The organism is Streptomyces sp. NPDC053474, from assembly GCF_044544845.1.
Taxonomy (GTDB): domain Bacteria; phylum Actinomycetota; class Actinomycetes; order Streptomycetales; family Streptomycetaceae; genus Streptomyces.
Window position 1 is genome coordinate 490,852 of the sequence record NZ_JBITXV010000006.1, and the last position, 25,612, is coordinate 516,463.

Consider the following 25,612-nt stretch of genomic DNA (forward strand, 5'->3'; position numbering starts at 1 on the left):
CGCCCGGCCGGGGGCCGCGCCCGGTCCCACGGGCCCGATCGACCCGGTCGGGCCCGCCCGGAACCGCCCGTGCCGACCCGCACCGACCGTTCACCCTCCCACCCCGCTGGGGCACGACATGAAACACGACCGCACTCCGTCCCCCTTGGGCACTCCTCGCACCACCCCCTTCGGCAGTGCCCGGACCGCCGTCCCCCACGTCGTCACTGTGGGCATCGACGGCTCCTACGCCAGCATGGACGCCGCCGACTGGGCGGCCCGCGAGGCCCTGCGCCACCGCGCCCCGCTGCGCCTGGTGCACGCCGGGACCCCGCCCGCGCACCCGGCCCGGGGCCGCCGCGTCCTGCGGCCCGCCGACCGGGCCCGCGGGGTCCTCGACCGGGCCGCGATCACGCTGGCGTACGTCCACCCGGCCCTGGAGATCCACGCCCAGCAGCCCCGCGGACCCGCGGTGCCCGCGCTCCTCGCCGCGTCCGCGGAGGCCGAGTCCCTGGTCCTCGGCTCCCGGGGGCTCTCGGGCCCGACCGGGTTCGCGGGCTTCCTGGTCGGCTCGGTGGCGGCGGGCGTCGCCGCCCGCGCCGAGCGTCCCGTGGTCCTGGTCCGCGCGGGGGAGCGGCCCGAGGACGCGCACGTCCCCGACGCCGCCGGGGCGCCCTCGCGCGGCACGCCGTACCGTCCGGTCGTGCTGGGCGTCGACCTCGAACACCCCGGCGACCCCGCGTTCGCGTACGCCTTCGCCGCGGCGAAGGCCCGGGGCGCGCCCCTGCACGCGGTGCACGCCTGGACGGTACGGCGGCCCGCCACCACCACGCCGCCGTCCGCCGCCGAACCGACGGACCTGACCGGCCTCCTCGGCGCGGAGGCGGACGCACGGGACCGGCTCGGCACCCTCCTCGCCCCGTGGCGGCGCGCGTTCCCCCAGGTCGAGGTCGTGGCGCAGGTGGTGTTCGGGCGCCCGGGCCACCACCTCCTGAAGGCCTCGCTCGGGGCCTCGCTCCTGGTCATCGGCCGCCGCGTCACGACGGGCCCGCACCTGGGCCGCACGGCGCACTCGGCGGTGCACCGCGTGTCCTGCCCCGTCGCGGTCGTGCCGTACGCGTGAGCGATGAGTTCCGGGTGCGCCGCGAGTCCCCCTGACAGAACCTGTGATCGAGCGGAGGAACTGTCATGAAGGACGACGTCTGGACGCTGGTGCACGCGGAGCGCGCGGCACTGATCGACGACCTCGCGCACCTCGACGACGAGCGGTGGAGCACGCCGTCCCTGTGCGCGGGCTGGAGCGTGCACGACGTGGCCGCCCACCTGGTCGACACGGCCCGCACGACGCGCCTCGGCTTCCTGGCCGGTCTCGTACGGGCGCGCTTCGACTGCGACCGCCAGAACGCCCGCGGGGTGGAGCGCGAGCGCGGCGCCACACCGGGGGAGACGCTGGAGCGGCTGCGCCGGGTGGCGGCGCGGACCTCGACGCCTCCGGCGCCCCTCGACAGCAGGCTCGTCGAGGAGGTCGTCCACGGCGAGGACATCCGCCGTCCCCTGGGCCTCACCCGCTCCTACCCGCACCAGGCCGTGGTCAGGGCACTGCGCCTGCAGACCCGCACACCGGCCTCCTTCGGCGGGGCCAAGGAGCTGACGACCCGCGTCCGGCTCACGGCCACGGACACCGACCTGGCCATCGGCACGGGCCCGGAGGCCAAGGGCCCCGCGCTCGCCCTGCTCCTGGCCGTCTCCGGGCGACGGACCGCACTGGACGAGCTCGAAGGGCAGGGAGCCGCCACCCTGGCCGAGGCATCGCCGCTGTCATGACCGCCCGCCGCAGCGCCGGACTGCTCCTCTTCCGCGCTCCCGGTCCGGACCCGGAGGTGCTCGTCGGCCACATGGGCGGGCCGTTCTGGGCGCGCCGCGACGCCGCCGCCTGGTCCATCCCGAAGGGGGAGTACGGCGACGACGAGGAGCCGCTGGCCGCCGCGGTGCGCGAGTTCGAGGAGGAACTGGGGCTCCCGGCCCCGCCCGGCCCCTACCTCCCGCTGGGCGAGGCGCGCCAGGCGGGCGGCAAGGAGGTGACCGTCTGGGCCGTCGAGGCCGACCTGAACCCGGCGTCCGTCGTGCCGGGCACCTTCACGATGGAGTGGCCGCCCCGCTCGGGCCGCCTCCAGGAGTTCCCCGAGCTCGACCGAGTGGCCTGGCTGTCCCTGTCCGAGGCCCACGACCGGCTCGTCGCGGGCCAGCGTCCCTTCCTGGACCGCCTCACCGCGCTCCTGACGAGCTGAGCGGCCTCCGGGGTGTGCTGCCCCGCCCGGTGGCGATGAGTTCCGGCCTGGGTGAGGGTCAACAGAGGGAGCGGAGCGGCGGTTCGCGGGCCGCCGCCGACGACCAGGCGACAGGAGAGTGCCATGCCCAAGATCACCCCCAACCTGTGGTTCGACACGAAGGCCCTGGAGGCCGCGGAGTTCTACGTCTCGGTCTTCCCGAACTCGAAGGTCAACAACGTGTCGTACTACGGAGAGGCCGGGCCGCGCCCTGCGGGCACCGTCCTCACCGTCGACTTCGAGCTGGACGGACAGGCGTACACGGCCCTCAACGGCGGCCCCGAGTTCACCTTCGACGAGGCCGTCTCCTTCCTGATCAACTGCGCGGACCAGGACGAGGTCGACCACTACTGGTCCCGGCTCACCGCGGACGGCGGCGCGGCGGGCCAGTGCGGCTGGCTGAAGGACAAGTACGGCCTGTCCTGGCAGGTCATTCCCGCCGCGCTCGAAGAGCTGATGACCGACCCGGACGCGGGCCGCGCCCAGCGGGCGATGGAGGCCATGCTGAAGATGCAGAAGATCGACGTGGCGGCGCTGCGGGCCGCCGCCGACAGCGCCTGAGGGCGGCGCGGGCCCGGGCGCTCACCGCCGCCCGGGCCCCAGCAGCAGGTCGAGCCCGTGGTCGAACCGGCCCTCGAAGGAGGTGTCCCCGAAGTGCCGCGAAAGCCGGTCGAGTGACGGGTAGTCACCCGCCGCGAGCGCCTCGGTGAAGCGGCGGTCCCCCTCGACCGGCACGGACTGCTCCTCCTGCGTCAGGCCCAGGACGAAGTACTGGAGGTTCCACGCCGTCCAGGCGGCCTCGCGGTCGGGCAGGCCGCCGTCGAGCAGCGCCGCGGTGAGCGTCTCGGCGAACCGCAGCGTCGCGGGCTCGGCCGCGTACGTGCCGGTGACGATCCGGGCGCCGTCCCGGTGGGCGAGCAGCGCCCGGCGGAAGCGGGCCATCAGCTCGCGCACGCGCTCCCGCCACTCGGTGGGGAGCCCTTCCAGCGAGACCTCGTCGACGATCGCGTCGGCCATCAGCTCCAGGAGCCGGGTCTTGGTCTTGGCGTGCCACAGCACGGTGTTCATCCGCACGCCGAGGCGCTCGGCCGTGCCGCGCACGGAGACGCCGTCGGCGCCCTTCTCGGCCAGCATGCCGAGGGCGGCACGGGCGACGGCCCGGGGGCTCAGGCCCGCACGGTAGCTGCTCTCCGCCCGCACGGGCGGCTCTTGCCTTTTGGTCACTGACCTAGTCTACTGAGGTCATCCTGAATTGGTCAGTGACCAAATGCGGGGCGGGGCGTGACGCATGCCTCCGTCGGCGACGACCGCCGCCCGCAGGACCCTGGAGACCACCGGCAGAGGAGCGCCCGTGCGCACACACCACCCCGACCCCCACGTCGTCATCGCCGGGGCAGGCCCGGTCGGCCTGTGGCTGGCCGCCGAACTGCGCCTGGGCGGCGTGCGGGTGACCGTCCTGGAGGCGCGGCCCGAGCCCTCCCCGCACTCCAGGGCGCTCACCGTGCACCCGCGCACGCTGGAGGTCCTGGCCTTCCGCGGCGCCGTCGAGCCGTTCCTCGCCGAGGGCCTGCGCATCCCCGACGGGCACTACGGGGCGCTCGATGAGCGCCTCGACTTCAGCGTCCTCGACACCCCGTACCCCTTCACGCTCGCGCTGCCGCAGGCCCGCACCGAAGCCCTCCTCGAAGAGCGCGCGCGGGCCGCGGGCGCCGCCGTCCGGCGCGGCCACCGCCTCACCGGCCTGGCCGAGCACGCGTCCGGCGTCCGCGTCGACGCCGCGTCCCCCGAGGGCGCGTACACCATCGAGGCCGCGTACGTCGTGGGCTGCGACGGCACCCGCAGCACCGTGCGCGCCGCCGCGGACATCGCCTTCCCCGGCACCGACGCCACGGTCTGGGGCTGGCTCGGCGACGTCGTCCTCGACCGGCCCTTCGCCCGGCCCGTCCTGAGCGTGGCCACGCCCCGGGGCGGCCTGATGTGCGTCCGCCTGCCCGACGGGGCCCACCGCTTCGTCGGGCACACACCCGAGGGGCAACGGCCCGACTGGCCCGGCGAGTTCACCTTCGAGGAGCTGCGCGCCACCGTCCTGCGCATCGCCGGGGACGACTTCGGGATGCGCGACCCGCGCTGGCTCTCCCGGTTCGGCAACGCGACGCGCCAGGCGGCGGCCTACCGCAAGGGCCGGGTCCTGCTCGCGGGCGACGCGGCCCACATGCACTTCCCGGCGGGCGGCGTCGGCCTCAACGTCGGCGTGCAGGACGCCACCAACCTCGGCTGGAAGCTCGCCGCCGTCCTGCGCGGCGCGGCCCCGGACGCGCTGCTCGACACCTACCACGCCGAACGGCACCCCGTCGGCGCCGAGTTGCTCACCAGCACCCGCGCCCAGACGGCACTGATGGCCGCCTACTCCGCCGAGGGCCGCGCCCTGCGCGAGGTGCTCGGCGCGGCCGTCGTCACCGTGCCCGCGTTCTCCCGCCGTCTCGCCGAGGGCCTCTCGGGCCTCGGGGTCGCGTACGACACGGCGTACACGGAGGCGTACGAGATCCGCGACGGCGGTCCGGGGACCGGCGGCGGTGGCCATCCGCTCACCGGCCGCCGCGCGCCGAACCTCCGACTCGGCCCGGACGTGCGGCTCTTCGACCTGCTGCGCGCGGGCCGCCCCGTGCTGCTCGACTTCGCCGGACAGGCCGACGGCCCCTCGGCGGACGTGATCGTCCACCAGGGGCCGCCGGTCGGGGACCGTGCCGACTGGGAAGGCGTGGGCTCCGCGCTGATCCGGCCGGACGGGCACGTGGGGTGGGCGCGGGAGGCCGCCGCCCGGCCGGGGCGTACGCGGGAGGCCGCCTGAGGCCTGCCCGGTCAGCCGAACGCGATCGAGCTCACCTTGTTGTCGAAGCCGACCCTGCCCAGGTCCGCGACGTCCCCGGAGACCACCTTGGACTCGCCCTTGCAGCCGGGGCGCGACCACAGCTTCAGGGAGCCGTCGGCGGACAGGGACGAGGCGACCTTGGGGCGCGCCACGTTCTGGCAGCCCGGTCCCGCCACGCCCTGCGCCGGGTCCTGGAAGTTCACGTTGTCGAACAGGATCACGCTGCTCGCCGGGTCGGCCTGGCCCTGGCCGCCGCCCTGGCCCGCGTCGCCCCCGGCGGGCTGCCCGGCCTTCTGGCCGCTCGGCGTCACGCCGAACCAGGTGCCGCCCACGCCCTGGCCGTTGGTGTCACCGGGCTTGAGGTCCTTGCTGAAGCGGTAGACCGGCCAGCCGCCGATCGTCACCTGGCGGGTGCCGTCGGCGCGCTTGATGACGCCGACGTCCGAGGTCTTCACGCCGTCCACGAAGATCTTGCTGCCCGGGTCCACGAGCACGGGGGGCCAGGTGGTGGCGCAGGCGCCGGAGCAGTTCGACACGGAGGGCCGCGCGGTGTCCTTGTCGAAGCGGTAGAGGGTGAAGCCGGAGCCGTTGACGACCACGGGGTCGAGCTTGCCCGCGCGGCTCGCCGAGAGCTGGACCCACTTGCGCTGCACGGGCTCGGCGGCGGGCTTGCCGGGCGGGTTGGCCCAATCGCCGGTCCGCCGGGGCGCGTTGTTCTCGCGGGCGGTGCCCGACCGCAGGGAGAGGTCGTAGCCGGAGCCCTGGCCTTCGGCGCGGTCGGCGTTGGCGGCGGGGGCGTTGCCCGAGGACTTCTTGGCGTCGTCGTCGCTGCCGCCGCCCCCACAGGCGGTCAGGGCGAGGGCCCCGACGGTGACGAAGGAGGCGAGGAACAGGGCGGGCTTGGTCTTCTTGAGCATCGCGGTCTCCTGAGGTTCGGTCGGCCGGTGCGCCGCGGCACCGGCCCGATCGTGGACGCTGAGCTGTCGAGTGCCTTCGTGGCGTGAGTACGAGCGCCTCGACCGGCGGCGTTCAGGCCCTTCATGCCTCGTGACCAAACCGAGACAATGTCTAAATCAAGGTGCTGTCCGAAACTGAGGCTTGCGCGGAGAAGTGGTCCGCGCTCGCGCCGCGTCGACGCGACCGCGGTCAACTCGTCTGCTTCCTCAGGCGTGTTCGCTAGGAATGGGCTGGAGGACGGTAGGGCTCCGGGTGATCTGACCGGCTATCAGGTCGTGCGAAAGGAATGATTGGCCCATGGTGGACGATCAGAGGTCAGCCGATGAGCAGCCCACCGCCGACGAGGTCCGGCAGCGCGTCGTGGAGGTGTTCGCCCGGTCCGGAGTCGACTTCTCGCCCCATGTGCATGAGGCCGTCCTGGACTACGAGACCGCCGCACAGGTCAGGGAGCGCTTCCAGCTGACCGGGACGGAGACCAAGTCGCTGTTCCTGCGCGGCAAGAGCGGACGCCACACGATGTTCGTCTCCGTGGAGGGGTAGCGGCTCGACACCGCCAGGGCTCGGGCGGCCCTGGGGGAGAAGTTCTCCATCGCCTCCGGGGACGAACTGCAGGCCGTCACGGGCTGCGAGCCCGGCTGCGCCGTTCCCCTCGGCCTGCCACCGCAGGTCACCCTGCTGATCGACAGCGCCATCGAGCAAGAGCCGCGCCTGATCCTCTCGCCCGGCCCACCGACCGAGACCATCGAGGTCAGCGCGTCGGAATGGGCGGCGCTCCTGTCCGAGACGGACAATCGCGTGGTGAAGTACTGAGGCCTGTCCGCCGAGCGCGGGGCCGTGTCCGTGGGGTACTGGCCCTGTTACCGGTATCGAGGGCCGGGAAGGGGGCCGGGACGAGCGCGGCGCCGCGCTCGTCCCCCGTGCCGCCCCCTCGCTGTCTTCGCCGTCTGTCTGGTCCCGCCCGGCGCGGGCATGGTCGCCGGGGTGCGCTGGGCGCGGGAGGCGACGGGCTTGGTCACCCCACTTGCCGACTGGACGTCGTCTACCAGGGCAGTTCCGCGCAGAGCCAGGTCCTTGCCGCGGACATGGCGCCGGGGAACCCGCCTGGCGCGGTGGTCCTGCCGGGGCCGGGCGAGCTGCCGGAGCACACCGTGGTGGACGGTTCCGTCATCGCTCTTCCCCCTTACTGGAACACGTTCTACTGTGACCGCCGTCAAGCCGGGCCGCCGCCGTGCGGTGGCGCCGGGGGCGGCGCCAGGGCCGCCCCGGCAACGGACCGCCAGGAGGGGCCGTGCACCTCGCATACACGCCCGAGCAGCAGCGGCTGCGCGCCGAACTGCGTACGTACTTCGCCGAGCTCGTGCCCGACCGCGCGACCGCCCGGTTCGGCGACCGCGCCGCGCAGAAGCGGTTCTACCGCGAGACGATCCGCCGCCTCGGCGCCGACCGCTGGCTCGGCGTGGGCTGGCCCGAGGAGTACGGCGGGCGCGGACTCACGCCCATGGAGCAGTTCATCTTCTTCGACGAGGCCGCCCAGGCCGGTGTCCCGCTGCCGCTGATGGCGCTCAACACCGTCGGCCCGACCCTCATGCGGTACGGCACCGACGAGCAGAAGGCGTACTTCCTGCCGAGGATCCTCTCCGGCGAGATCGACTTCGCCATCGGCTACAGCGAGCCCGACGCGGGCACCGACCTCGCCTCCCTCAGGACGCGGGCGGTGCGCGAGGGCGACGAGACCACCGGCCACTACACGGTCAACGGGCAGAAGATCTGGACGACCAACGGCGACACCGCCGACTGGGTGTGGCTCGCCGTGCGCACCGACCCCGACGCGCCCCCGCACCACGGCATCTCCATGCTCCTCGTACCGACGACCGACCCCGGCTACTCCTGCACCGTCATCAGCACCCTCGCCGGGCACGACACCACGGCCAGCTATTACGAGGACGTCCGGGTGCCCGCGAGTCGCCGCGTCGGCGAGGAGAACAAGGGCTGGCGGCTCATCACCAACCAGCTCAACCACGAGCGCGTCACCCTCGCCGCGCACGGCACCATGGCGATCCGCGCCCTGCACGACGTGCGCCACTGGGCCGCGGGCACCAAGCTCGCCGACGGCCGCCGCGTCATCGACCTGCCCTGGGTGCGCCGCCGCCTGGCCCGGACCCATCTGAAGCTGGACGCGATGAAGCTCCTCAACTGGCAGATGGTGCACGCCGTCCAGGACGGCACGCTCACTCCCCAGGACGCCTCCGCCGTCAAGGTCTACGGCTCGGAGGCGCGCCGCGACGCCTACGCCTGGCTGATGGAGGTCGTGGGCGCCGCGGGCGCCCTGAAGGAGGGCTCCGCGGGCGCGGTCCTCCACGGCGAACTGGAGCGCGGCTACCGCTCCGCGGTCATCTTCACCTTCGGCGGCGGCAACAACGAGATCCAGCGCGAGATCATCTCGTGGATCGGCCTGGGCATGCCCCGGGTACGCCGCTGAGAGGATGGCGACTTGGGCGGAGCTCCCGGCTGAGGCAAGGCCGAAGCGGCGGCACCCGGCGACGAGCGGTCGCGTGGGGGTATCAGCTGCCGGACGCCCCTCGTGCGAGCACCGCGCAGCCGCCGGGCGGCAGCTCGTGGATCACGGAACCGGTCAGCAGGTCGTGGGCGGGCTCCGGCAGGGGCAGGGTGTCGGTGCGGTGGTTGATCAGGGCGTGCCAGCGGCGGCCGTCGGGCGCGTGCCGGGTGACGGCTTCGACACCGGGCGGCAGACCCGGTAGCTCGGGTTCGACGTCGGCTTCCTTCAGCAGTCGGCGGACCAGGGCGCCGTAGTCCGCCTCCTCCAGGCGGGTCGAGAGGTACCAGCCCTGCCCGGTGCCGTAGCGGCGCCGGGTGAGCGCGGGGCTGTCCGTGAGCATGCCGTGGGTGTAGGCGGCGAGCGTCTCCGCGCCCTCGGCGCGCACGGACTCGCTCCAGCTGACACCGTACGAGCCGTCCGACAGGGCGATCCGCTCCTCGCGCCGCAGCGGTCGGTACTCCTCGACGCGGACGCCCAGCGTCTCGCGCAGCGGCCCGGCGGGATAGCCGCCCAGCCGGGCGTGCAGGCGTTCGTCGACGTATCCGCTCGCGTGCTGGACGAGCAGTGTCCCACCCTCCTCGACGTAACGGCGCAGGTTCTCGGCGCACGCGTCGGACATCAGGAACAGGGCAGGCGCGATGACGAGCCGGTAACGGCCCAACTCGTGTTCGGGCTGGGCGAAGTCGACCGTGACGCCCGCGTCCCACAGAGCTCGGTGTGCTCGGCCCAGTGCCTCGTGGTAGCTGAGGTCGGGGGAGGGCAGGCCGTCCGTACTCAGCGCCCACCAGGCGTCCGCGTCGTGGAGGACGGCCACCTGCGCGGTGACGGTCGAGCCCGCCAGCTCCCCGAGCCGGGCGACCGCCTCGCCGACCCGCGTGACCTCGCGGAAGATCCGGCTGTCGGGGCCCGCGTGCGGGACCATCGCCGAGTGCCACATCTCGGCGCCCGCCCGGGACTGCCGCCACTGGAAGAAGAGGGCGCCCTCCGAACCGCGAGCGATGTGCCCGAGGGTGTGACGCATGATCTCCCCGGGCTCCTTGGCGAGGACCCGGTCGCCGTCGTAGACGGTGTTGGTGCCCTGCTCCATCAGCAGCCAGGGGCTGCCGTCGGCCAGGGAGCGGGTGCGGTCGGCGTGGAACGCGGCGTCGGCGGCGGCGTCCAGACCGGGTGAGCTGGGGTACTGGTCGGATGTGACGACGTCGAGTTCGCGGGCGAGGGCCCAGAGGTCGACGTTCTGGTAGGCGGGGAGCATCAGGTTGGTCGTCACCGGCCGGTCGCTGTGTGCGCGGATCGCGTCGCGCTGCTCGCCATAGGCGGCGATGATCTCGTCCGACCAGAAGCGGTGGAAGTCCAGTGCCTGGCCGGGGTTCTTGTGCCACTGCGTCGCACGCGGCGGCAGCACCTGCTCCCAGGAGGCGTAGCGCTGGCTCCAGAACGCTGTCCCCCAGGCCTCGTTGAGGACGTCCAACGAGCCGTGGCGGGCGCGCAGCCACACCCTGAAGGCCGCGGCCGTGTGGTCGCAGTAGCAGAGCGTGCCGTACTCGTTGTGCACGTGCCACAGCGCGAGGGCGGGGTGGTCGCCGTACCGCTCGGCCAGGGCGGAGGCGATCCGGCGGGCCGCAGCGCGGTAGGCGGGCGCGGTGAGGCAGTAGGTGTCGCGGCTGCCGTGGGTGAGGCGGGTGCCGTCCGGGGTGACCGGCAGCGCGTCGGGGTGCGCGAGGCTGAACCAGGGCGGCGGGGAGGCCGTCGGGGTGGCGAGGTCGACGGCCACGCCGTTCGCGTGCAGGCGGTCGATGTGGGCGTCGAGCCAGGCGAAGTCGTAGCGTCCCTCCTCCGGTTCCAGCAGGGCCCAGGAGAAGACACCCATGGTGGCCAGGTTGACCCTGGCCTGGCGCATGAGCGTGTCGTCCTCCTTCCAGACCGGTCCGTCCCACTGCTCGGGGTTGTAGTCCCCGCCGAAGGCGAGCCCGCCCAGGCGGTCGGTGATGCTGCGTGTGGTCATGTCGGTGCCTTCGTACGGGCGTTGGCCAGCGGATTGGCGTAGGACCAGGGGAGTGTGGTCACCGGGGACGTGGTGCCCCAGTCCTCGCCGTCAGGACGACTCGGCGGTTCATCTCAAGGCTCATGTCGTTGCGGCCCTTCGTCTTCGTGGACCCGACCGGCGGGCGGGCCGACGCTGAGCCGTCCGGCGGCCTGACGTCGGGAGGGCGGAGGAAATCCGAATCGATGCGCTTCGACGTTGGGTGACAGTAGGGCCGCGTTACCGGACACGACAACAGGCCGTCAGGTCACGTTCCGGTAACAGGAGTGCTCGAATCGGCTGGAGACAAGGTCTCCACGTCACCTTCCCGCGCCTGGGCTGCCCTTCAGGGCGACGCCAATGCCGACCAAGCGACTTGCGACAACTGAACGACATGTGATTGACGCACGACTCAGCGCCATGCCAATGTCGAAGCGCTTCGACAACGTGACTGTGCGACCGTGCGACCGAGGAAAGCTGTACGCCACCAGGGCCCCGAGCTGCCCACGCTTTCCACGCCTTCTCATTCGGCCTCCTACAAGGGACCTCTCAGGTGAGTACCGCCGCCACGCACCCCGAGCCGCCCGTCGCCGACCTGCCCGTCAACCCCGATGGAGGAAAGCGTGCGGCACGTTCGACGACAAGCAACAGCAACCCGTTGGCGGTTCGCCGCAGGCACGGCCAGCGTGATCCTTCTCGTCAGCACGGTCCTGGGTGCGGGTACGCTGCCCGCCGACGCGTCGGCCGCGGCCGACAGCACCAGGCGAGACGCCGTCCTGCCCGCACCCCGCAACCCGGCGATGGACGCGGTCGCGGCCATGCAGCCCAGCTTCAACGTGGGCAACACGATGGACGCCATTCCGGACGAGACCTCGTGGGACCAGCCGCTGATCACCAAGCAGCTCTTCGACACCCTGAAGGCGCAGGGCTTCCGCAGCGTGCGCATACCGGTGACCTGGAGCGGCCACCAGTCCGCCACCGCGCCATACACCATCGACCCGAAGTGGATGTCCAGAGTCAAGCAGGTGGTCGACTGGGCCGTCGAGGACGGGCTCTCCGTCGATCTGAACGTGCATCACGACTCGTGGCAGTGGATCGAGAAGATGGCCACCGATCACGACGACGTGGTGGCGCGGTTCAAGGCGACCTGGAGCCAGATCGCGACCGCGTTCAAGGACGCGCCGCGCAAGCTGCTGTTCGAGGGCGTCAACGAGCCGCAGTTCAAGAACGCCACGCCCGCCCAGAGCAGCAAGCTCCTGGACGAGCTGCAAACGGAGTTCTTCGACGTCGTACGCCACTCCGGCGGCCGCAACGCCACCCGTCTGCTCGTCCTGTTCCCGATCAACAACGACCAGGACGGAATGGACGCCCTGGCCGCCGAGATCGCGTCCCTGCACGACGCGAACCTGGTCGCCACCGTGCACAACTACGGCTTCTGGCCGTTCACCGTGAACATCGCCGGATACGACACCTTCGACGCCCGGGTGCAGCAGGACATGCTCGACCTGTACTCCCGCATCTACAAGACGTTCGTCGCCAAGGGCGTCCCGGTGTACATGGGCGAGTGGGGCACCTTCAAGTACCCGATCTGGTGGAACGACTACAACGCCATCAACCCGGGCGAAGGCAAGAAGTTCTTCGAGATGTTCGCCTACGAGGCGCGGATCCACCACGTGACCACCGCGCTGTGGGACGTCGGCAACTTCATCAACCGCAGCACGTTCCAGCCCCGCGACCCGGCCCTGTGGGCGCTGATCCGGTCGAGCTGGAGGACACGCTCCGGCACGGCGTCCTCGGACCAGCTGTTCGTGCCCAAGTCCGGCCCGATCACGTCACGGAAGATCGGCCTCAACCTCCACGGCACCAGGTTCAAGGGACTGAGCTCGGGCGACTGGATGCTGGTCAAGGGCAAGGACTACACCGTCGACGGCGACCAGCTGACGCTGACGGCCGCGACGGTCGCCCGGCTGGTCGGCAACCGCGAGTACGGCGTCGACTCGACGCTGACGGTCCGGTTCTCCGCGGGAGTGCCCTGGACCATCGACGTCATCACGCACGGCCCGGTGACCCAGGCGAAGGCGACCGGAGACACCGACAAGGGCCTGGTCATCCCCACCCGGTTCAACGGCGACGTACTGGCGGAGATGGAAGCCAAGTACGCCGACGGCAGCGGCGCAGGCCCGGCGCCCTGGACGACGTACCAGGAGTACGGAACCTCGTTCGTTCCGGACGCCGCGGGCAACACCCTCACCATGACGCCCGAGTTCCTCAAAGCGATCAACGACGGCGTGCCCGTGACGCTCACCTTCTACTACAGGAGCGGCGCCAAGACGACCTACACCGTCACCAAGTCGGGCACCACGGTCACCGGCTCGACCGCCTGACCCCAACCACCTCATCTCAGCAGCAATCGACTGAAGGTGAACCGATGTTCCTGCGGAGAGGTTCCTCGCTCGAATGGCACACGCAGAACGAAGTCCTCCGCGTCGAGCCCTGGGGCGAGCACGCGGTGCGGGTGCGCGCCGCGCCCGACGCGCTCGTCCAGGACCTCGACTGGGCCCTTGACTCACCCCCAGAGGCTCAGCCGGTGCGTATCACCGTGCACGACGACGGCACGGCCCGCCTCGTCAACGGACGGATCACCGTCGAGGCCGACGCGGACGGTCGGCTGCGCTTCCTGCGGAGGGCGGATCCCGCAGGCACCGCAGCGGACGCCCACACCGCCGTCGGCACCCCGGCGCGCGAGCTGCTGGCCGAGAAGCGTCCGTACACCGCCAGTCCCGGGCCGCGGGTCCACTCCCCACGCGGCGCCGGAACGTACCAGGTCGAGCAGGCATTCGAGGCCTACGACGGCGAGCGGATCTTCGGCCTCGGCCAGCACCTGCACGGCAAGCTCGACCAAAAGGGCTGCGTGATCGATCTGGTGCAGGGCAACACGGTCGCGACGATCCCGTTCCTGTACTCCTCGCGCGGCTACGGACTCCTGTGGAACAACCCCGCGATGGGCCGGGTGGAGCTCGGCGCCGACGCGACCCGCTGGGTGGCCGACCAGTCCCGGCAGATCGACTACTGGATCACCGCGGGTGACACCCCGGCCCAGGTCATGGCCGCGTACGCGGACGCCACCGGGCATCCACCCCTGCTGCCGGAGTGGGCCAGCGGGTTCTGGCAGTCCAAGTTGCGCTACCGCACGCAGGAGGAGTTGCTTGAGGTGGCGCGCGCATACCGGCGGCGCGAGCTGCCGTTGTCAGCGATGCTGTGCGACTTCTTCCACTGGCCGAAGATGGGCGACTGGGACTTCGAGCGCGCCGAGTGGCCGGAGCCGTCCGCGATGGTCAAGGAACTGGACACGCTCGGCGTCAAGCTGGCCGTCTCCGTGTGGCCGACCGTCGCATCGGACAGTTCCGGATTCGAGCCGCTGCGCGCGATCGACGGCCTGGTACGGGACAGCGACGGCGGTCTGCTGCGCCACCCCTGGCCTGCCCGCGGCGACGACGATCCCTACGCGCCGATGGCGTACCTGGACCCCACCAACCCCGAGGCCCGGCGCTTGCAGTGGGAGCGGCTGCGTACCAGCTATCACGAGATCGGCGTGGCCGCCTACTGGCTCGACGCCTGCGAGCCGGACCTGCCGCCGGACCTGGCCCGCCGAGCCGTCTATCAGGCGGGGCCAGGCCCCGAAGTCGGCAACGCCTACGGGCTGTCGACCGCTCGCACCGTCGCGGACGGCCTGCGCGCGGCGGGCAACGACCGGCCGTTCTCCCTGGTCCGCTCGGCCTGGGCCGGTAGCCAACGGTACGGCGCCGCCTTGTGGTCGGGCGACATCGATCCGACGTTCGCGTCGCTGGCTACCCAGATCCGCGCCGGACTGAACGTCGCCCTGAGCGGGATCCCCTGGTGGAACACCGACATCGGCGGCTTCATGGGGGGCGACCCACAGGACCCGGCCTATCAAGAGGTGCTGGTGCGCTGGTTCCAGTACGGCACGTTCCAGCCGATCATGCGCCTGCACGGCGACCGGGAACCCCACCAGCCGTTCACCACGCGGATGACCGGAGGACCGAACGAAGTCTGGTCCTACGGCGAGCAGGCCTACGCGATTCTGCGCGAGCATCTGCTGCTGCGCGAACGCCTGCGACCGTACATCCACCGACTCGCGCAAGCGGCCCACACCACGGGCGAGCCCCCGATGCGGCCACTCTTCTTCGAGTTCCCCGCCGACGAGGCCGCGTGGGACGTGGAGGACCAATTCCTGCTCGGCCCCGATCTGTTGGTCGCGCCGGTCGCCGAGGCCGGTGTTCGCAGTCGGCCGGTCTATCTGCCGCGCGGTGCGCACTGGATCGACGCCGCGAGCGGGAGAACTCACGGGGGTGGCCGGACGGTTGAGCTTCCCGCACCGCTGGAACGCATTCCGGTCCTCGTGCGGGCCGACACCGCGCTGACGGACACGCGCATCTACTGATCGGCGAGTCTCCCACAGCACCAACTGACTGCGCGCGGCCGAGTTCATGCTGACCCTCACGCCCGTGCCCGACGACGACTGACGAGACGTTCCGTGCTTTCCACTGCTCTCCGAAGGGGTTGATCGTGGGCAACACCGCTTCGAACCCGATCGTTCCGGGGTTCCACCCCGACCCGAGCGTCTGCCGGGTGGGGGAGGACTACTACCTCGCCTGTTCCAGCTTCGAGTACTTCCCCGGGGTGCCGATCTTCCACAGCCGCGACTTGGTGAACTGGCGGCAGATCGGCAACGTGCTGGATCGCCCGAGCCAGCTGCGGTTGTCGCGGGCCTCGTCGTCCGGCGGGATCTACGCCCCGACGCTCCGGCATCACGACGGCCGGTTCCGGCTGATCACCACGAATGTCAGCGAGGGCGGGAACCTGCTGGTCACCGCCACCGACCCAGCAGGCCCCTGGTCCGATCCTGTGATGTTGCCCGCAGTGCCCGGCATCGACCCGGACTTGGCGTGGGATGAGGAGGGCACCTGCTGGTGCACCGTGGCCGGTGTGGCGCAGGTGCGTCTGGACCTTGAGACCGGCAAAGCCCTCGGTGAGCCCGCGCGGGTGTGGTCGGGCACGCGCGGTGCCAAGGCGCCGGAGGCCCCGCACCTGTACCGGATCGGCGCGTACTGGTACCTGATGATCGCCGAGGGCGGCACCGAACGCGGGCACGCCGTGTCGATCGCGCGGGGGCCGACGCCGAGCGGACCGTTCGAGCCGAACCCGGCCAACCCGATCCTCACCCACCGCGGCGTCGAGCATCCGGTGCAGAGCACCGGCCATGCGGATCTGGTGCAGGGCCCTGACGACTCGTGGTGGCTGGCATTCCTCGGGACCCGGCCCGGCGGCGGCACGCCCGGATGGCACGTCCTGGGCCGCGAAACGTTCCTCGCCCCCGTCGAGTGGACCAACGGCTGGCCGGTCGTCGGCGAGGTCGTCACGGACCTGTCGGGGATCCCGTGGCCGCTGGACGAGCCGGTGGCCGAGCCGGTCCGTGATGACTTCGACGGCACCGCGCTCCGGCCGCACTGGATCTCGCTGCGCGACCGGCCCGAGGAACTGGTCACCACGCGGGACCGGCCTGGCTGGTTGACCCTGCGGGCGAGAGGGGCGTCGCTGGACGCTGATGACGTCGTCTTCGTCGGCCGCCGCCAGCAGCACCTGTCGTGCTTTGCCAGCGCGCTGATCGACGCGACGGAGGGCGAAGGCGGCCTGGCGGTCCGGCTGGACGAGCACCACCACTACGGGATCGAAGCCGTTGACGGCGAGGTGCGGGTGGTGGCGCGCATCGGCCCGCTGCGCACAGTCGTGGCGTCCCGGCCGGTGTCGGCCGGGACGTTCGAGCTCACCGTCCGCATCGCCGAGCAGCGGCCGCGGGGGCCGCGCGGCGGACCGGACACCGTGTCGTTCGGCGTGGCCGAACCCGGCGGCGCCGCCACGGACTTGGCCACCCTCGACGGCCGATACCTGTCCACCGAAGTGGCGGGCGGCTTCACCGGCCGGGTGATCGGGATGTACGCGACAGTCGGCACGGTTCGCTTCGCATGGTTCGACTACGTTTCCGGAGGATCTCGATGACGACCGTGACCGACCTTCTGAACACCGTCGACTGGGGCCCGTACTGTGTCCCGGCGTTCGGGAACGAATGGTGCCGGTGGCCGAGCACCACGACGGCTTCGCCATGTACGCCAGCGCTCTCAACCCGTGGAACGCCGTCGCCATGGGCCCGCAGCGGGACGTCGTCGGGGAACTGGCGGCCGCGGTACGGGCGCGGTCGATGGTGTTCGGCCTGTCGACGCACCGGGCCGAGCACTGGTGGTTCCTGAACGGCGGCATGGGGTTCGACTCCGATGTGCGTGCCGGCCGCCACGCCGACCTCTACGGCCCGGCCCAGCCTCAGGAGCTGCCGCCGAGCCCGCAGTACCTCGAGGACTGGCTCGCGCGCACCGCTGAACTGGTCGAGCGCTACCAGCCGCAGCTGCTGTACTTCGACTGGTGGATCCACCAGCCCGCGTTCAAGCCCTACCTGCCCAAGCCCGCTGCCTCCTACTACAACAAGGCCGCCTCGTGGCAGGCGGACACCGCGGTCTCGCGCACCTCCTGGGGCCATGTCGAAGGGCACGACTACAAGAGCGGCACCGATCTGCTCGCCTTCCTCGTGGACGTGGTCAGCAAGAACGGGTGCCTGCTGCTCAACGTCGGCCCGAAGGCGGACGGCAGCATTCCGGAGGCAGAGGCGGAGCTGTTGCGAGAGATCGGCGCGTGGCTCGCGGTCAACGGTGAGGCGATCTACGCAAGCCGACCGTGGGTCGTCTACGGCGAAGGGCCCGCGCGGGTCAAGGAAGGGCAGTTCACCGAGAACGACCAGCCCGGCTACGGCCCCGCCGACCCGCGGTTCACGACGCGGGACGAGCACCTGTACGTCACGGCGCTCGGCGGCACCCAGGACGGCCGGATCCACGTGCGTTCCCTGGGCCAGGACCTGACGCTCTACAACCAGCGGATCGGCGCCGTGCGTCTGCTCGGCCACCCCGACCCGCTGGAATTCGAACGCGGCCCGCAGCACTTGACCGTGCGCCTCCCCGAAAGCACACCGACCCCGGCGATGCCGGTGCTGAAGGTCAGCCCCGGGGAGTAGTCCTGACCGGCGAAGCGGCCACCGCTACTTGCGCACGTGGAAGCGCAACATGGTGACCCCGCCCGAGTGGAGGCTGCCGATCGGCTCCAGGTCGATCCGGTCCAGGCCCGGCGGTGCGAAGCGGACGCCGTCGCCGAGCAGCACCGGCAGGACGTACACCAGGATCTCGTCGACGAGGCCGCGCCGCAGGCACTGGGCGGCCACGTCGGCGCCGAGGATCTCCAGGTTCTTGTCACCGGCGGCGCGGCGTGCCGTGGCCACGGCCTCCTCGATGTCGCAGGTGAGGAAGGTGACGTGGGGGTCAGGATCGGCGGGCGGGCGGTGGGTGAGGACGAACCGCGCCCCGCCGTCGTAGGCGGTGTTCTCCTCGGACATGCGCTTGCCGACCTCGTACGTGCCCCGGCCGATGAGCATGGCGCCCGTGGCCGCCATGACCTCCGGGAACGTCGCCGACGTCATGTGCTCGAAGATCCAGTCCATCGTGTGGCCGGGACCGGCGATGAAGCCGTCCAGGGACATCACCCTGTTCACGACCACCAGGCCGGTGCTCGCATCCGTCATGCGTCTTCTCCAAGCAGGTGGAGGGCCGGGATCGCATCATAGGTCGGTGAGTGACCTTCTCTTTGGCGGCGGCCACGACTTGGACGTCCGCTTCGCGGCGCTCCGGGGCGCCTCAGGCCTGTTCCGAGCGGAACGCCGCCGGGGTCCGCCCGGTGTGCTGCTGGAAGAACTTCGAGAAGTTCGCCGAGTCCGCGAAGCCGACGGCCGCGCCGATGCGGCCCACCGGCAGGTCGGTGTGGGCGAGCAGGCGCTGCGCCTCCAGGATCACGCGGCGGTCGATGAAGCCCTTCGGGGTCTGGCCGGTGGCGGCGCGCACCGCGCGCACGAGCGTGCGGCGCGAGTAGCCGAGCTCGTCGGCGTAGGCGCTGACGCTGTGGTTGGTCGTGAAGCCCTGCTCGACCGCCGTGCGGAACCGCGTGAACGTGGTGTCCGGCTGCGGCCTGCACTCGTCCGCCGCGGCCTGCGCGGAGACGTGCGCCACCCGCAGCATGAGGGCCGTGAGGGAGTGCCGGAGGACCGAGGTGTGCAGGCTCGGCGGCAGCGTCGCCGTGTCCAGGTACTCGCGCTGCAACTGCTCCAGGGAGGCGTCGATCGCGGCGCGCTGGGCCCCGTCCGGGCGCAGCAGCGGCGGGCGGTCGTAGCGGTACAGACCGGTCGCCTCCACGGTCGCGCGCGGCAGGAAGCCGGGCCGCATGGTGAGCGCGGTGCCGACGTACCGGTCGGTCGCCGAGAAGCTGTGCACCTGGCCGGGCCTGATCCACAGGACGTCGCCCGCGCCGACCGCGTACTCCGCGAAGTCGATGGTGTGGCGGACCGGGCCCTCGCGGAAGAAGAGCAGCACGTGGAAGTCGATGCGGTGCACGCGCCGCGACAGGCCGACGCCACCCGCCCAGGGGCCGTCGGTGCCCATCGGGCCGACCTGCATCCCGACCCCGGAGACGCTCGCGCTCGGGTCGAAGGGGTAGGTACGGATGTGCTCCGCGGCCCCCAGATGTGCGCTCGTCCGTGCGCCGCCCCGCTCCGTCATCCACTGTCCTTGGCTCAAAGGGACCTCACGGAGACCCTGACCGGTGTGCGTGTCCCATTTTCACCCAACGCTGGCACGGGGGCACCTCCCTCGCCAAAAGTATGACCTTTACCGTCGTAGGTGGCTCGACCAGGGGCTTTGGTCCTCGGCGGGCAGTGCCTTCGGCACGAAAGACGACTCACGGATGCGAAGGAATTCAGACAGATGAGCACGCAGACACCCGACACCCTCGGCCCCTTCGAGTGGACCGACCTCGACCAGCGTGCCGTCGACACCGCCCGCCTCCTGGCGGCCGACGCCGTGCAGAAGGTCGGCAACGGACACCCCGGCACGGCCATGAGCCTCGCGCCCGCCGCGTACACCCTCTTCCAGAAGGTCATGCGGCACGACCCGGCCGACCCGGAGTGGACCGGCCGCGACCGCTTCGTGCTGTCTCCCGGCCACACCAGCCTCACCCTGTACACCCAGCTCTTCCTCGCGGGCTACGAGCTGGACCTCGACGACCTCAAGGCGTTCCGCACCCAGGGCTCCCGCACGCCGGGACACCCCGAGTACGGGCACACCGCCGGGGTCGAGACGACCACGGGGCCGCTCGGCCAGGGCGCGGCCAACGCCGTCGGCATGGCCATGGCCGCCCGCTACGAGCGCGGCCTGTTCGACCCCGAGGCGCCCCGGGGCACGAGCCCCTTCGACCACACCATCTGGACGATCGTCTCCGACGGCGACCTGGAGGAGGGCGTCTCCGCCGAGGCCTCGTCCCTCGCGGGCCACCAGAAGCTCGGCAACCTCGTCTTCCTCTACGACGACAACCACATCTCCATCGAGGGCGACACCCAGACCGCGTTCTCCGAGGACGTCCTCAAGCGCTACGAGGCCTACGGCTGGCACGTGCAGCGCGTCACCCCGCGAGCCGACGGCGACATCGACGTCCACGCCCTGTACGAGGCGCTCGCCGCCGCCAAGGCCGAGACCGAGCGGCCGTCCTTCATCGCGATGCGCACGGTCATCGCCTGGCCCGCGCCGAACGCGCGGAACACCGAGGCGTCCCACGGCTCCGCCCTGGGGGCCGACGAGATCGCCGCCACCAAGCGCCTCCTCGGCTTCGACCCCGAGGAGTCCTTCGCCGTCGCCGACGACGTCATCGCCCACACCCGCGCGGCCCTGGACCGCGGCGCCGAGGCGCACACCGCCTGGGACAAGCGGATCGCCGCCTGGCGCGCCGACAACCCCGAGCGCTCCGCGCTGCTCGACCGGGTCATCGCGGGCCGCCTGCCCGAGGGCTGGGAGCAGGCGCTGCCCGTGTTCGAGGCGGGCACGAAGGTCGCCACGCGCGCCGCGTCCGGCAAGGTCCTCCAGGCCCTCGGCCCGGTCATCCCCGAGCTGTGGGGCGGCTCCGCCGACCTGGCGGGCTCCAACAACACCACCATCGACAAGACGAGCTCGTTCCTGCCGGAGGGCAACCCGCTGCCGGAGGCCGACCCGTACGGCCGCACCGTGCACTTCGGCATCCGCGAGTTCTCGATGGCCGCCGAGATGAACGGCATCGCCCTGCACGGCAACACCCGCGTCTACGGCGGCACCTTCCTGGTGTTCTCCGACTACATGCGCAACGCGGTCCGCATGTCCGCGCTGATGCAGCTGCCCGTCACCTACGTCTGGACCCACGACTCCGTCGGCCTCGGCGAGGACGGCCCCACCCACCAGCCGGTCGAGCACCTCGCCTCGCTGCGCGCCATCCCCGGCCTGAACGTGGTCCGCCCCGCCGACGCCAACGAGACGGCCGTCGCCTGGCGCGAGATCCTGCGCCGCGGCTCCGTCGACCCCGCCCCGCACGGCCTGGCCCTCACCCGGCAGGGCGTGCCGACGTACGAGGCCAACGAGGCGGCGGCGAAGGGCGGTTACGTGCTCGCCGAGGCGTCGAAGCAGACCCCGGACGTCCTGCTGATCGCCACCGGCTCCGAGGTGCAGCTCGCCGTCGCGGCCCGGGAGCGCCTGGAGGCCGAGGGCATCGCGACCCGCGTCGTGTCCATGCCGTCGGTGGAGTGGTTCGAGGAGCAGCCGAAGGAGTACCGCGACAGCGTCCTGCCGCCGTCCGTCAAGGCGCGCGTCGCCGTCGAGGCGGGCATCGCCCTGACCTGGTACCGCTATGTCGGCGACGCCGGACGCGTCGTCTCCCTGGAGCACTTCGGCGCCTCCGCGGACGCCGCCACGCTCTTCGCCGAGTTCGGCTTCACCGCCGAGAACGTCGCCGCGCGGGCCAGGGAATCCCTGGCCGCCGCCCGCGCTTGACCACTACGCAGCACGTACGCGAAAGAAGATGAAGAACATGAGCAACGCCGTACCCACCTCGCAGCCCCTCAAGGCCCTGTCCGACGCGGGCGTCTCCATCTGGCTGGACGACCTGTCCCGCAAGCGCATCGCGTCCGGTGACCTCGCCGACGTCGTGACGCACGGCCACGTCGTGGGCGTCACCACCAACCCCTCGATCTTCCAGGCCGCCATCGGCTCCGGCGAGGGCTACGAGGACCAGCTCGCCGACCTGGCCGTCCGCGGTGTCACCGTCGACGAGGCCGTCCGCATGATGACCACGGCCGACGTCCGCGCCGCCGCCGACGTCCTGCGCCCCGTGTACGACGCGACGGGCGGCCGTGACGGCCGCGTGTCGATCGAGGTCGACCCGCGCCTCGCGCACCAGACCGAGGCCACCGTCGCCGAGGCCAAGCAGCTGGCCTGGCTCGTCGACCGGCCGAACGTCATGATCAAGATCCCGGCGACCCCGGCGGGCCTCCCGGCCATCACCGAGGTCATCGGCCTCGGCATCAGCGTCAACGTCACGCTGATCTTCTCCCTGGAGCGCTACCGCGCCGTCATGGACGCGTACCTCAAGGGACTGGAGATCGCCCACGAGCGCGGCCACGACCTCGCCACCATCCACTCCGTCGCCTCCTTCTTCGTCTCGCGCGTCGACTCCGAGATCGACAAGCGCCTCGACCAGATCGGCACGGACGCCGCGAAGGAGCTCAAGGGCAAGGCCGCGCTCGCCAACGCCCGCCTCGCGTACGAGGCCTACGAGGAGGTCTTCGCCTCCGCGCGCGCAGGCGTCCTGGCGGCCGCGGGCGCCCACAAGCAGCGCCCCCTGTGGGCCTCGACCGGCGTCAAGGACCCGGCGTACAAGGACACCCTGTACGTCGACGAGCTGGTCGCGCCGGGCACGGTCAACACCATGCCCGAGGCCACGCTCAAGGCCGCCGCCGACCACGGCCGGATCACCGGCGACACGGTGACCGGCGGCTACGAGCAGGCCCGCGCCGACCTGAAGGCCGTCGACGCCCTCGGCATCTCCTACGACGAGGTCGTGCAGCAGCTCGAGGACGAGGGCGTCGCCAAGTTCGAGATCGCCTGGAACGACCTCCTCGCCACCGTCGCCACCCGTCTGCAGGGCCTGCGCGGCCAGGGAGTTGAGTCCAAGTGAGCCCCAGCAGTACGTGGCGCAACCCGCTGCGTGACCCGCGCGACCGCCGCCTGCCGCGCATCGCGGGCCCCTCCGGGCTCGTCATCTTCGGCGTCACCGGCGACCTGTCCCGCAAGAAGCTGATGCCCGCCGTCTACGACCTCGCCAACCGAGGGCTGCTCCCGCCGGGCTTCTCGCTCCTCGGCTTCGCCCGGCGCGAGTGGGAGGACCAGGACTTCGCCCAGGTCGTCCACGACTCGGTGCGCGAGCACGCGCGGACCCCGTTCCGCGAGGAGGTCTGGCAGCAGCTCGCCGACGGCATGCGCTTCATCCCCGGCGACTTCGACGACGACACCGCGTTCAAGCAGCTGCGCGACGCCGTCGACGAGCTCGACGAGAAGCGCGGCACCAGCGGCAACTACGCCTTCTACCTCTCCGTGCCGCCGAAGTTCTTCCCGAAGGTCGTCCGGCAGCTCAAGAAGCACGGCCTCGCCGACGCCCCCGAGGGCTCCTGGCGCCGCGCCGTCATCGAGAAGCCCTTCGGCCACGACATCACGTCGGCCAAGGAGCTCAACGCGATCGTCCACGACGTGTTCGCGCCCGAGCAGGTCTTCCGCATCGACCACTACCTCGGCAAGGAGACCGTCCAGAACATCCTGGCGCTCCGCTTCGCCAACCAGATGTACGAACCCATCTGGAACCGGAGTTACGTCGACCACGTGCAGATCACCATGGCCGAGGACATCGGCATCGGCGGCCGCGCGGGCTACTACGACGGCATCGGCGCCGCCCGCGACGTGATCCAGAACCACCTGCTCCAGCTCATGGCCCTCACCGCCATGGAGGAGCCCGCCGCGTTCGACGCCGAGTCCCTGGTCCTCGAGAAGCTCAAGGTCCTCAAATCCGTACGTGTTCCGGCCGACTTGGACCGGCACACCGTGCGCGCCCAGTACGCCGAGGGCTGGCAGGGCGGCGAGAAGGTCAAGGGCTACCTCCAGGAAGACGGCATCGCCCCCACCTCGAAGACCGACACCTACGCGGCCGTCAAACTGGAGATCGACAACCGCCGCTGGGCGGGCGTCCCGTTCTACCTGCGCACCGGCAAGCGCCTCGGCCGCCGCGTCACCGAGATCGCCGTCGTCTTCCAGCGCGCCCCGCACTCCCCGTTCGACGGAGCCGCCACCGAAGAGCTCGGCCAGAACGCGATCGTCATCCGGGTCCAGCCGGACGAGGGCATGACCGTACGCTTCGGATCCAAGGTCCCGGGTACGTCGATGGAGATCCGCGACGTGTCGATGGACTTCGCGTACGGCGAGTCGTTCACGGAATCCAGCCCGGAGGCCTACGAACGGCTGATCCTGGACGTCCTGCTCGGCGACGCCAACCTCTTCCCGCGCACGGAGGAGGTCGAGGAGTCCTGGCGCATCCTCGACCCCATCGAGGGGCACTGGGACAACCATGGCAAACCCGCACGGTACCCGGCCGGTACGTGGGGCCCTGCCGAGGCGGACGAAATGCTCGCACGAGACGGACGGAGCTGGCGCAGGCCATGAAGATCGACCTGACCGACACCACGGCAAGCAAGGTGAACAAGGCGCTCGTCGAAGGGCGCCGCGCCATCGGGACCCCCGCCGTGGGCATGGTCCTCACGATGGTCATCGTCACCGACGAGGAGAACGCCTACGACGCCACCAAGGCGGCCCAGGAGGCGGCCCGCGAGCACCCCTCGCGCACCCTCGTCGTCATCAAGCGCACCGCGCGCTCCCCGCGCGACCGCCAGGGCAACCGCCTCGACGCGGAGGTCCGGGTCGGCGCCGACGCGGGCACCGGCGAGACCGTGCTCCTGCGCCTGTACGGCGAGGTCGGCCAGCACGCCGACTCCGTCGTCCTGCCGCTGCTGCTCCCCGACGCCCCGGTCGTCGTGTGGTGGCCCGTCGACGCCCCGGACGAGCCCGCCAAGGACCCGCTCGGCGCCCTCGCCGCCCGCCGCATCACCGACGCGTACGCCGTCGAGGACCCGCTCGCCGCGCTCGCGGACCGCGCCAGGTCCTACGCGCCCGGCGACACCGACCTGGCCTGGACCCGGCTCACGCCGTGGCGCTCCATGCTGGCCGCGGCCCTCGACCAGGCCCGCTCCGACATCACCTCGGCCGCCGTCGAGTCCGAGGCCGAGAACCCCAGCGCCGAGCTGCTCGCGCGCTGGCTCGGCGCCCGGCTCGGCGTCCCGGTCGAGCGCGTCACCACCGCGGGACCCGTCGTCACCGCGGTCCGCCTCGGCACGGCGAACGGAGAGATCCGCATCGACCGCCCCGAGGGCCCCCTCGCCACCCTGTCCCTGCCCGGCCAGCCCGAGCGCACCCTCGCCCTGAAGGTCCGCTCGACCGCCGAGCTGATCGCCGAAGAGCTCCGCCGCCTCGACGCCGACGAGATGTACGCCGTCGCGCTGCACGGCGACGCCTCCGGCTCCAAGGAGTCCGTTCAACATGCCTGACACCACGCCCCCGCTGACCCGGCGACCGCAGTGGGCCGCCCTCCAGGACCACCGCGCCAAGTCCGAGGGCATGCACCTGCGGGAGCTGTTCGCCGCTGACCCGGGCCGTGCCGAGCGTTACACGGCCCAGGTCGGCGACTTGCACATCGACTACTCCAAGCACCTGGTCACGGACGAGACCCTGGCCCTTCTCCAGGAACTGGCTGCCGCCACCGGTGTGTTCGGGCTGCGGGAT

At 71.7% G+C, this 25,612-nt stretch carries 21 protein-coding genes and 2 pseudogenes; 17 read left to right on the forward strand and 6 right to left on the reverse strand.

Features of this window, described 5'->3' with window-relative positions:
- The first annotated feature begins 118 nt into the window (after positions 1-118).
- From ACIG3E_RS17590 to ACIG3E_RS17605, 4 genes are all read left to right on the forward strand, one after another.
- Entirely contained in the window at positions 119-1,102 is a 984-nt protein-coding gene (locus ACIG3E_RS17590) for a universal stress protein (RefSeq protein WP_399616701.1), read from the forward strand.
- 65 nt (positions 1,103-1,167) lie between these two features.
- A complete protein-coding gene (locus ACIG3E_RS17595) occupies positions 1,168-1,803 on the forward strand; it encodes a maleylpyruvate isomerase family mycothiol-dependent enzyme (protein ID WP_399616704.1) in 636 nt (211 codons plus the stop codon).
- Positions 1,800-2,267 (forward strand): NUDIX domain-containing protein, encoded by a 468-nt coding sequence (locus ACIG3E_RS17600; RefSeq protein WP_399616707.1) that lies wholly within the window; start codon positions 1,800-1,802, stop codon positions 2,265-2,267. The genes ACIG3E_RS17595 and ACIG3E_RS17600 overlap by 4 nt, the downstream gene beginning before the upstream one ends.
- A 123-nt stretch (positions 2,268-2,390) precedes the next feature.
- Complete coding sequence (locus tag ACIG3E_RS17605) at positions 2,391-2,867, forward strand: VOC family protein (RefSeq protein WP_399616709.1); 477 nt, start codon at positions 2,391-2,393, stop codon at positions 2,865-2,867.
- A 21-nt stretch (positions 2,868-2,888) separates the two neighbouring features.
- Here ACIG3E_RS17605 and ACIG3E_RS17610 read toward each other — a convergent pair whose 3' ends face one another.
- A complete protein-coding gene (locus ACIG3E_RS17610) occupies positions 2,889-3,530 on the reverse strand; it encodes a TetR/AcrR family transcriptional regulator C-terminal domain-containing protein (protein ID WP_399616712.1) in 642 nt (213 codons plus the stop codon).
- Between the two features lie 127 nt (positions 3,531-3,657).
- On the opposite strand from ACIG3E_RS17610, the gene ACIG3E_RS17615 reads away from it, so the two are divergent.
- Positions 3,658-5,154 (forward strand): FAD-dependent monooxygenase, encoded by a 1,497-nt coding sequence (locus tag ACIG3E_RS17615; RefSeq protein WP_399616715.1) that lies wholly within the window; start codon positions 3,658-3,660, stop codon positions 5,152-5,154.
- An 11-nt stretch (positions 5,155-5,165) separates the two neighbouring features.
- Here ACIG3E_RS17615 and ACIG3E_RS17620 read toward each other — a convergent pair whose 3' ends face one another.
- Positions 5,166-6,092, reverse strand: a complete 927-nt coding sequence (locus ACIG3E_RS17620) for a hypothetical protein (protein ID WP_399616718.1) — start codon at positions 6,090-6,092, stop codon at positions 5,166-5,168.
- A gap of 337 nt (positions 6,093-6,429) precedes the next feature.
- Between ACIG3E_RS17620 and ACIG3E_RS17625 the strand changes: the two genes are divergently transcribed.
- Both ACIG3E_RS17625 and ACIG3E_RS17630 read left to right on the forward strand, forming a co-directional pair.
- Positions 6,430-6,672 (forward strand): hypothetical protein, encoded by a 243-nt coding sequence (locus ACIG3E_RS17625; RefSeq protein ID WP_399616721.1) that lies wholly within the window; start codon positions 6,430-6,432, stop codon positions 6,670-6,672.
- Between the two features lie 12 nt (positions 6,673-6,684).
- Positions 6,685-6,942 (forward strand): annotated as a pseudogene (locus ACIG3E_RS17630) (YbaK/EbsC family protein); the annotation flags it as partial.
- A 229-nt stretch (positions 6,943-7,171) separates the two neighbouring features.
- Here the strand turns inward: ACIG3E_RS17630 and ACIG3E_RS17635 are convergent.
- The gene (locus ACIG3E_RS17635) at positions 7,172-7,300 is read right to left on the reverse strand and encodes a hypothetical protein (RefSeq protein ID WP_399616724.1); all 129 of its coding nucleotides are present in this window, start codon (positions 7,298-7,300) and stop codon (positions 7,172-7,174) included.
- 120 nt (positions 7,301-7,420) lie between these two features.
- Between ACIG3E_RS17635 and ACIG3E_RS17640 the strand changes: the two genes are divergently transcribed.
- Complete coding sequence (locus ACIG3E_RS17640) at positions 7,421-8,611, forward strand: acyl-CoA dehydrogenase family protein (protein WP_399616727.1); 1,191 nt, start codon at positions 7,421-7,423, stop codon at positions 8,609-8,611.
- An 82-nt stretch (positions 8,612-8,693) separates the two neighbouring features.
- Here the strand turns inward: ACIG3E_RS17640 and ACIG3E_RS17645 are convergent, their stop codons facing one another.
- Positions 8,694-10,691, reverse strand: coding sequence for a beta-galactosidase (locus tag ACIG3E_RS17645; protein ID WP_399616729.1), 1,998 nt, complete (start codon positions 10,689-10,691; stop codon positions 8,694-8,696).
- Positions 10,692-11,395: 704 nt separating this feature from the next.
- On the opposite strand from ACIG3E_RS17645, the gene ACIG3E_RS17650 reads away from it, so the two are divergent.
- The 4 genes from ACIG3E_RS17650 (at position 11,396) to ACIG3E_RS17665 (ending at position 17,847) form a co-directional block, all read left to right on the forward strand.
- Positions 11,396-13,093 carry a cellulase family glycosylhydrolase gene (locus ACIG3E_RS17650; protein WP_399616731.1) on the forward strand — a complete coding sequence of 566 codons (1,698 nt, stop codon included), beginning with the start codon at positions 11,396-11,398 and terminating at the stop codon, positions 13,091-13,093.
- 44 nt (positions 13,094-13,137) lie between these two features.
- Positions 13,138-15,171: a TIM-barrel domain-containing protein gene (locus tag ACIG3E_RS17655; RefSeq protein WP_399616735.1), complete on the forward strand. Its 2,034-nt coding sequence runs from the start codon at positions 13,138-13,140 to the stop codon at positions 15,169-15,171.
- Positions 15,172-15,296: 125 nt separating this feature from the next.
- Positions 15,297-16,787 (forward strand): glycoside hydrolase family 43 protein, encoded by a 1,491-nt coding sequence (locus tag ACIG3E_RS17660; RefSeq protein ID WP_399616738.1) that lies wholly within the window; start codon positions 15,297-15,299, stop codon positions 16,785-16,787.
- A 76-nt stretch (positions 16,788-16,863) separates the two neighbouring features.
- Entirely contained in the window at positions 16,864-17,847 is a 984-nt protein-coding gene (locus ACIG3E_RS17665) for an alpha-L-fucosidase (RefSeq protein WP_399616740.1), read from the forward strand.
- A 24-nt stretch (positions 17,848-17,871) separates the two neighbouring features.
- Here the strand turns inward: ACIG3E_RS17665 and ACIG3E_RS17670 are convergent, their stop codons facing one another.
- Together ACIG3E_RS17670 and ACIG3E_RS17675 are read right to left on the reverse strand one after the other, a co-directional pair.
- Positions 17,872-18,408, reverse strand: a complete 537-nt coding sequence (locus ACIG3E_RS17670) for a dihydrofolate reductase family protein (protein ID WP_399616742.1) — start codon at positions 18,406-18,408, stop codon at positions 17,872-17,874.
- Positions 18,409-18,520: 112 nt separating this feature from the next.
- Entirely contained in the window at positions 18,521-19,435 is a 915-nt protein-coding gene (locus tag ACIG3E_RS17675; protein ID WP_399616745.1) for a helix-turn-helix domain-containing protein, read from the reverse strand.
- 204 nt (positions 19,436-19,639) lie between these two features.
- Here ACIG3E_RS17675 and tkt point away from each other — a divergent pair, with 204 nt between their 5' ends.
- The 5 genes and pseudogenes from tkt to ACIG3E_RS17700 all read left to right on the forward strand — a co-directional run.
- A complete protein-coding gene (tkt, locus tag ACIG3E_RS17680) occupies positions 19,640-21,724 on the forward strand; it encodes a transketolase (protein WP_399616748.1) in 2,085 nt (694 codons plus the stop codon).
- 37 nt (positions 21,725-21,761) lie between these two features.
- Positions 21,762-22,907, forward strand: coding sequence for a transaldolase (gene tal, locus ACIG3E_RS17685; protein ID WP_399616751.1), 1,146 nt, complete (start codon positions 21,762-21,764; stop codon positions 22,905-22,907).
- On the forward strand, positions 22,904-24,439 hold the full coding sequence (zwf, locus tag ACIG3E_RS17690) for a glucose-6-phosphate dehydrogenase (protein WP_138964781.1): 1,536 nt from the start codon (positions 22,904-22,906) through the stop codon (positions 24,437-24,439). The genes tal and zwf overlap by 4 nt, the downstream gene beginning before the upstream one ends.
- Positions 24,436-25,377, forward strand: coding sequence for a glucose-6-phosphate dehydrogenase assembly protein OpcA (opcA, locus tag ACIG3E_RS17695; RefSeq protein ID WP_399616755.1), 942 nt, complete (start codon positions 24,436-24,438; stop codon positions 25,375-25,377). The genes zwf and opcA overlap by 4 nt, the downstream gene beginning before the upstream one ends.
- A pseudogene (locus tag ACIG3E_RS17700) lies at positions 25,370-25,612 on the forward strand (glucose-6-phosphate isomerase); the annotation flags it as partial. The gene opcA and the pseudogene ACIG3E_RS17700, both read left to right, overlap by 8 nt.